Source organism: bacterium, assembly GCA_030655055.1.
GTDB lineage: Bacteria > Edwardsbacteria > AC1 > AC1 > EtOH8 > UBA5202.
Genome location: JAURWH010000158.1, coordinates 1 through 8056, shown reverse-complemented (window position 1 = coordinate 8056; position 8056 = coordinate 1). Strand labels below are relative to the sequence as shown.

The following is an 8056-nucleotide window of genomic DNA, read 5'->3' as shown; positions in this document are numbered from 1 at the left end:
CCGCCCCAATTGGTGAAACTGTGCGACGACCTGATACTCAATAGACAGACCGGCTCCAAGCCGCCGCTGGAGGCCCTGCTGGCCTTCTTCTCCCATCACAAGATCGGGGAGGAAAGCGTGGCCCACCAGAACTTCGTGGCCCCGGCCCAGCGGCTGGAACAGCACGTGCTGTCCGGCGACAGCCAGGGCCTGGAGCAGACCCTGAAGGCCCTGTTAAAGGAGGAAACTCCCCTGTTCATCATCCGGGAGGACCTGCTGCCGGCTATGGACAAGGTGGGAAAACTTTTCGGCCAGGGCAAGCTGCAGCTGCCCTTCGTGCTGCGCTCGGCCGAGGTGATGCGCAGCGCCTCGGATATTTTAAAACCGATGCTGGGGAAGAAGAAGGCCGAGGCCCGCGGTTCCATAGTGCTGGCCACCGTCCGGGGCGACATCCACGACATCGGCAAGAACCTGGTGGCCATGATCCTGGAGGCCAACGGTTTCAAGGTGATCAACCTGGGGGTCAAGCAGAGCGCCGAGCAGATCATCACCGCCGTCCGGGAGCATAAGCCGGACGCGGTGGGCCTCTCCGGCCTGCTGGTGGAATCGGTGAAGGCCATGACCGAATACCTGGAGGTGTTCAAGGCCCAGGGCTTGAGCCTGCCGGTGATCTGCGGCGGCGCGGCGCTGAGCCAGGACTACCATGAGAAGACCATGCTTCCGCTTTATCCAGGGGTCCATTTCGCCAAGGACGCCATGGACGGACTGAAAGTGATGCAGCAGCTGACCGCCCCTGAAAAACCTGTGTCCAAGATATCCGTTATCACGGACCGAGGGTCCGAAGTCTCCGAAGATAAGAAGGTCCGCTTGGCACCGGCCAAGGTTAAACCGGAAACGAAACCGGAGGGTTTAAAGGCCCGCACCCCGCCCGCCAAACAAAAACTTCCCTTTGAGGGAAGCCAAGTGGAGAAAAAGATCCCCCTCTACCTCCTGCTGGAGCATTTGAACCGCCGGTCGCTGTACCAGTCCCGCTGGCAGATGGTCTCCGCCAAGGCCGACCAGGCCAAGGCCGGGCAGCAGGCCGCCGCGGCCGAGACCGCCTTCAACGAGATGTGGGAGATGGCCATCAAGAAGGATGTCTTTAAGCCCAAGGCCGTTTACGGGTTCTACCGGGCCAGGTGGAAGGGTTACCAGCTGGTGGTCTTGAAACCCAAGTCCCAGAAGGAATGGCTGACCCTTACCTTTTCGGATAAGATCCGAGGCAGCATCCCCTCCGGGTCTCAGACAGAACTGACGGTGGCCCTGCAGCTGGTGACCCTGGGCAGAAAGGTAAGCAAGCGCTGCCGCAAACTTAACCAGGAGGGAAAAGTGCAGAAGGAGTTTTTACTGCACGGCCTGGCCGCCGAGCTGACCGAGGCCCTGGCCAAGTGGAACAACGCCCGGATCAACAAGCTGGCCGGCTGGGAGAACAGCCTCAGGCTCAGCCCCGGCTATCCGGTCTGGCCCAAGCTGGCCCAGCAGGAGAAGATATTTTCCGTGCTGAAGCCGGTCAGGATAAAAGTGGAGTTGAGCGAATCGCACCAGATGGACCCGGAGTTCAGCACCAGCGCCATCATCTTCAATAAGGAATAGATCTGCAGCCCGGTAACAAAAAAAGCCGCCCCAGCCATGGGGCGGTTTTTGCATTATTAAATTCAATTTATAAGGAACCCAGGAAGGCAGGATTCATTTCCTGGATCCCATAATCAAATACATTTCATGGATTCATGGCTTCCTAATAATATAACCCATGTTATCAGCGTTAGATTATACCTGGTCGGCTGCGATCTCGCTTATTCCCCGCAGGATGCAGTTCTCCACCCACTTGCTTCCCTCCTGCTGCATCTTCACCAGGTACTCCTCGGCGTAGGGCCAGACGTTCTTGAGCATGGCCGTTTCCGAGTTCTGGGGCACGAACTGCTGCAGCACCCACTTTTTGGCCCCCTTGATGCTTTTGCCCATCTGCCTGACGTTCTCCAGGCTGTGGAACACCGGCACCAAAGTGGTCCGGAACTCGTAGTCCGTCTTCCCGGTCATCAGTATCTCTATCGAGCGTTTGATGTCGTCCAGGTTCACCTTGGTCCCGGCCGCCTGGCTGTAGATGGGATCCAGGGTGGCCTTCAGGTCCATGGCCACGTAGTCCACCAGCTTTTTGTCCAGCAGCATCTGCAACATCTCGGGATTGGCGCCGTTGGTGTCCAGCTTTACCAGCAGGCCCATCTCCCGGATGATTCGGATGAACTGGGGCAGGTCATCATGCACTGTGGGCTCGCCGCCGGTGATCACCACCCCGTCTATCCAGCCCTTCTTGCCTTTAAGAAAATCGCTGACCTTCTGCCAGGGAACGGTCTCCACCTTCTGCGGCTCCTTCCACAGCTGGTGGTTGTGGCAGAAGGGACAGCGGAAATTGCAGCCGGGCAAAAAAAAGACTGAGACCAACTTGCCGTCCCAGTCAATTAGCGATGTCTCTATGAAACCTTTTATTTCCATTGTGCTTTATGTCGCATACATGAATGTCCTGGGCTTTATTTATCCGCAGATGGCCGCAGATTAACACAGATTATTTTTCATAGAGTTTAAAAGCGTCCGGAAGAATCTGCGAAAATCTGTGAAATCTGTGGATAAAAGTACCCTGGAAATCTCAGTCCTCCTCGTCCGGGCCGGCCTCGCCCTTGAAGGCCTTGTCCAGGTGCGGTTTCAGTTCCTTGGAAAGCGGCGGCCGCTTGACCCAGCGGTCCAGCTCGTCCTTTTTTTCCTCCAGCACCACGGTGGGAATGTCGGAGACCTCGTAAAAGGCCCCCTCGGCCAGGCCGTCCATGGTGTCCATGTCAAAATAGTTGACCGGCACCTGTTCGGTGTATTTCCACTTGTCCAGAAAATAGCCTATCTTTTCAATGGCCTGCTTGCAGACCTGGCAGCTGGGCCGCCCGAATACTTTTATTTCCATAATGCCCTGTATCCTGTTTGCAGTTTGCCTGTCATTCCCGTGAAAACGGGAATCCAGTATTTTTAAGGGGTTCCTGATTATCTCCAAAGGTCCAAATGGCCATTCACTACCTGGTTTCCCTCTTTCGAGGGAATGACCACCGGGGGAAAAGACCTACTTAACCTGCGACTTGTACCTGTCCCGCAGTTCCCCTATCTTGCCCTTGTTCCAGCCTTCCACGATGGTGAAGTATCCGGTGACCCGGGTGATGTGGTTGACGTCGCGCCCGGCCACGGTCTGGGCCTTGATGGTGCTCCAGTCATGCTTCTCGATGGCCTCGTAGCTGGCGTGGATCTTGGTGTCATAGCGCTTGTTGCGGATGTAGACCCCTCCGTCCTCTTCGTTGAATTCAAAGGACTGTTTTTCCGAGGTCAGTTTGTCTTTCAGTTCCTGCAGTTCCATGTTCGTGCTCCTTTTATCTTTTTATAAATCAATTAACGTATATTAGATGCCGGGAAAAGGGGAAAGGATTCTTATTTGATTGAGAGGCAGTATGATGCGATGATATAAATGATTATTTCCCCGAAAACTGCTTCTCCCAGTCTATCCTGGCCGTGAACTGCATCACCACGAACAGCGTGGCTATGCAACAGATGGTTATGGCCAGTCCGGTGTAGCCCTCCCAAAAGAAGGCGTAGGAGAAGAACACCAGGTACACCAGCTGGGCCAGGGCCGCTTCCTTGAAGGCAAACTTGGACCCGGTCACGATCCTCATATACGACAGCACCAGGCCCAGGGACACCGCCGCGCTGATGAAGAAGGCCAGGTAGATGTCGGCGTGGTCGGCCAGATAGGCCATCAGCAGGTGGAAGGCAAAGAACGAGGCGGCCAGGAAGAAATAATGCATGGGATGCAGCCGGATGCCCCGGATGGCGGTGATGATGAACACCATGAAGAAGAACAGGAACAGGCTGACCGGCGCGAAGAAGCTGATCTTGCTGACGAAGGGTCCGGGGTTGATCTTCTTGGGCAGATCCATTCCGATCTGGATGCCGGAGATCAGATTATTGTACTGCCAAACCAGCTCCCAGCCCCCGTCCTTTTGCTGCTGGGAAGTGGGAGAGATGCCGTTCTCGGGAAAGTCTATCCTGGCAAAGTCGGTGGTCATGGCCAGCTTGAAATTGCGGATCTGCGAGACGTTTGACCCGAACTGGTACCACCACTGGTCCATCCCCTGGGAGCGGTAGGCCACCCGCACCTGGGCCGTCTGGCCGGGCTTCAGCCGGATCCACTTCCAGATCTTTCCGTCCACCGGTACCAGCTCTTTTTCAGGGACACCGTCGACCGAGAGCACGAAGTCGTCATAGATGCCGTCGCTGGAGGGAAAGGTGTATTGGAAGCAGAGGAACCGTTCTTCCCTGGTGCTGTTGACTATGCCGTAGCTGCCGTCGAAGTTTACCTGGTAGGTGGAGTACCACAGCAGGCCCTTTTTACGGTGGGTCAGCTTCAGATCGGCCTTGATGTCGCTGGATTCCAGGTTCAGGTAGTAGTCGGAAAGGTGGGTCTTGGTCTCGGTGACCGTCTTGCCGCCCTCGGTGGTTTTTACCACCTTCTGCTCTTCCTTGAGCTGGTAATACACCAGCGGCGCGTTCTGGCGCTGGGCCGTGCCCCACAACTGGCCGACCGCCCGCTTGAGCTTGTTGTCCTGGGAATTGGTGCGGTCAACCGTGACCCCGCCCAGGATCATCCAGGCTATAGTGGTGCAGATGAACACGAAGACTATGGCGGCGATCTTTTTGGCCATGCTATACCTCGACGAATGATGAATATCGAATTTAGAATATTGAACAGACATTCCGGTTTGAGATTCAATCTTCAATATTCAGTATTCCCCGCCCCTACTTGATCTTCTTTATCCCCTCGTACGCCTTCCTGCTGCAATTCGGGCACTCGTCCTTCAATCCCCTGTACACCTTGCCGCAGCTGTTGCAGGTGGTGAACTCGGGCGAGAAGGCGATCTGGGCGTTGCGGGTCTGGCGGAAGGACTTGACCACGAAATTGGCGATGGAACTGGGGGTGGGGTGGGAATCCGCCAGCCAGATGTGGGTCAACGCCCCGGCCTCGATCATGTCGTGGAACTTGCCCTCCTGCTTCACCCGGTCGATCGGGTTCATCTGGTAGGCCACGTTCAGGTAGGTGGAGTTGGTGTAATAGACCGTGCCGTCCTTGACGCTGCCCTTGACCACCTTTTCGGCGTCCTTGGTGAACTGCTGCATGTCCAGCTTGGCAAAGCGGAAGGCGGTGCTCTCGGCCGGGGTCTGCTCCAGCACGAACTTCATCCCGTATTCCTTGGCCAGTTCCTTGATCTTGAGGTGCATGTAGGCGATCATCTTAAGCCCGAACTTGAAGGCTTCCTCGCTTTCGTGCATCTCCTGCCCAATGTGGTGCTGCACCATTTCGTTCAGCCCCAGCATCCCGATCAGGAAGGTGACCCGGCCCATTCTAAGATACGGCTCGCCGTCCTTCTCCATGGCCAGCAGGGCCAGCGGGCCCTGGTCCTTCAGGTTCATCAGTTTTTCTATGAACTTGCGCTTCTGCTGGTGACCCTTGACCGTCAGGTGCAGGAACTCGTCTATCTTCTTGTAGAGCTGGTTGGTGTCGCCCTTGGCCAGGTAGGCTATCCGGGGCAGGTTGACGGTGATGTTCTGCAGGGCCGAATAGCGCATCTTCCAGGGGGTGTTGGCGTCCATCAGGTCCCGGTCGTCCAGCTTAAAGGCCAGCCGGCAGCACTCGGAGATCTTGGCGGTCTCGCCCCGGTCGAACACAAAATAGGTGTTGCCCTTGTCGGCGGCCACCGAGGAGATCAATTCAAGATATTCCTGGTGCCCCGGGGTCAAAAAGAATTTTTCGGTGATGTGGGCCTGGGGCTTGGGGAAGAAGAACGGCCGGCCGGTGCCGTCGCCGCCCTTGTAGACCTCGAACAGGGCCCAGGCAAAGCGCTGGGACTCCTTGAGGTATTCCCCGTACTTCTTGCCGGTGTACTCGCCGCCCGGCCCGATGGCCGGCACGTTCTCAAAATGCTTGGGGGTCTCCCAGTAGATGTTGAGGTCGGAGAAGATGGCCTGGCCGCCCCGGGCCACCGACTGCTGGCTGTATTCAAAGATCATCATCTGGGCCAGCTGGGAGATCTCCCGGTCGGACATGCCCACCAGGAACGGCGCAAAGAAGACGTTGACCGCGTCCCAGCCGATGGCCCCGGCAAAGTGCCCCTGCAGGGCGGCCGACATCTTTACCATATGTGCCAGCAGGGTGTCCGGGTGCTTGGCAGGCTTGGCTATGGACAGGGCGTTGGGCAGACTCAGGCCGAATTTTTTGACGTACTCCAAACTTTGTCCCGAACAGTAGGGCCGGTTGATGAACCCCAGGTCGTGCAGGTGGATGTCGCCCCGGCTGTGGGCGTCGGCCACGTCGGTGGAGAAGACCCGGGCCAGCGCGAACTGCTTGTTGATGGTCTCGGCCAGGGTCATGTTGGTGGCTTCCGGGTTGTGGGGGATGTTGGCGTTCTCCCGGTTGCGGTCGGTCAGCACCTTCTCCACGTCGTACAGCGGCATGCCCAGCCGGGAGTGCCGTTTGCGGGCCTCCTCCAGGCCGTATTCTATCAGCTTGGCGTCCACCAGCTCGCGCACCAGGGACGAGGTCAGGCGCTTGACCTTGGCGTCCAGGATCTGCTGTTCCACCTCGGCCGCTATCTTCTGGGCGATGTCCTCGGCCACCCCGGCCTCCTTTTTAAGGGCCTTGACGATCTTCTCCCGGTCCCACTGGGCCACGTTGTCCTCGGAGGTCTGGATGAACAGGGCCAGGTCGGTGGCGTCGTTGTCCCGCACCACCTCGCCCATTTGCACCTGGCGGATGTTGAAGTTCTGGCGGCGGACCTTGGAGCGCTGGTCGCGGTAAAGGATGAAGGCCTTGGCGGTCTTGGCGTGGCCCCGCTCTATCAGGATCTTCTCCACCGCGTCCTGGATCTCCTCCACGTTGGGCAGGTGCTGGCCTCCCTTGGCCGAGTGAAGCAGCAGCTCCACCTGCTCGGCCAAAGCGTCGGCCAGCAGATGGTCGGCCCCGCCCACCGCCTGGGCCGCCTTGAAGATGGCCTCGGCGATCTTGCGCCGGTCAAAGTTTACGATCTCCCCGCTGCGCTTCTGCACCACGTTGAAGGGCATCAGGGGGTCGGCGTTGATCTGCTTGTCCTTGGCGTTCTCCACCATCAGGAACCTGGGGGTTTCGGAGGAGTCCTGGGGCGGCTGGCCTTTGGCGATCATTTCGGCATCGGGCGGGTTCATGGTGCTCCTTAATATGAAAATATTTTCTATTGGCTTGATTAATTTCAAAACGGAATGGACAGGATTAACCTGCTCTCATATACGAATACGGGAAATAGATAAATCCGGGGTTAAAATAAATCATGTAAATCCTGTCAAAAACCCCGGATCTGCTATTTCTTGGGTTCGTTCTTCTGGGCAAAGCTCTTGGCGGCCTCGGCAAAATCCGCGGCCTCCCGGAACGAACGGTAGACCGAGGCGAACCGGACATAGGCCACCCCGTCCAGCTTCTGCAGGGCGTTCATCACCATCTCGCCGATCAGCGGGGCCTGGACCTCGCTGTGCCCCTGGGCCTGGATCTCGTTCTCGATGTTGTCCACCAGACGCTCCAATATGTCGATCCCGATCGGCCGCTTCTCGCAGGCCTTGCGCAGCCCGGACATGATCTTCTGGCGGTCAAAGGGCTCGCGCCGTCCGTCCTTCTTCACGATCATCAGCGAGGACTCGATGTACTCGTAGGTGGTGTAACGGCGGCGGCACTGCAGGCATTCACGGCGGCGCCGGATGGCCTGTCCGTCCTTGGAGAGCCTTGAGTCTATTACCTTGTCTTTGGGAAAACCGCAAGCTGGACATTTCATGAAGCAATATCCTCTATTTTGTAGAAGGGGCCTAATTATGCCACTATATATGGGTGTTTGTCAAGGGAAAAATCGTACAAAACAAAACATATATATGGCAGATTTTAAGCCTTTAGATGGCATCAAGGTATGTTAGTTGCATTATGTGACAAAATATT

General features: G+C 57.0%; 7 protein-coding genes. 1 reads left to right on the top strand and 6 read right to left on the bottom strand.

From position 1 onward, the window contains the following. Window positions 1-1611 (top strand): cobalamin-dependent protein (locus tag Q7U71_07495; GenBank protein MDO9391599.1); only part of this gene is annotated, 1611 nt, incomplete at its 5' end. A gap of 174 nt (window positions 1612-1785) precedes the next feature. On the opposite strand, the gene Q7U71_07490 is transcribed toward Q7U71_07495, so the two are convergent. The 6 genes from Q7U71_07490 to nrdR form a co-directional block, all read right to left on the bottom strand. Further along, window positions 1786-2508: an anaerobic ribonucleoside-triphosphate reductase activating protein gene (locus tag Q7U71_07490; protein MDO9391598.1), complete on the bottom strand. Its 723-nt coding sequence runs from the start codon at window positions 2506-2508 to the stop codon at window positions 1786-1788. A 151-nt stretch (window positions 2509-2659) separates the two neighbouring features. Next, window positions 2660-2965, bottom strand: a complete 306-nt coding sequence (locus tag Q7U71_07485; GenBank protein MDO9391597.1) for a hypothetical protein — start codon at window positions 2963-2965, stop codon at window positions 2660-2662. A 153-nt stretch (window positions 2966-3118) separates the two neighbouring features. Beyond that, the gene (gene nrdD, locus Q7U71_07480) at window positions 3119-3406 is read right to left on the bottom strand and encodes an anaerobic ribonucleoside-triphosphate reductase (GenBank protein ID MDO9391596.1); all 288 of its coding nucleotides are present in this window, start codon (window positions 3404-3406) and stop codon (window positions 3119-3121) included. A gap of 112 nt (window positions 3407-3518) precedes the next feature. After that, the gene (locus tag Q7U71_07475) at window positions 3519-4748 is read right to left on the bottom strand and encodes an inner membrane CreD family protein (protein ID MDO9391595.1); all 1230 of its coding nucleotides are present in this window, start codon (window positions 4746-4748) and stop codon (window positions 3519-3521) included. A gap of 94 nt (window positions 4749-4842) precedes the next feature. Next, a complete protein-coding gene (gene nrdD, locus Q7U71_07470) occupies window positions 4843-7281 on the bottom strand; it encodes an anaerobic ribonucleoside-triphosphate reductase (protein MDO9391594.1) in 2439 nt (812 codons plus the stop codon). 152 nt (window positions 7282-7433) lie between these two features. Next, entirely contained in the window at window positions 7434-7898 is a 465-nt protein-coding gene (gene nrdR, locus Q7U71_07465; GenBank protein ID MDO9391593.1) for a transcriptional regulator NrdR, read from the bottom strand. Window positions 7899-8056 lie beyond the last annotated feature (158 nt).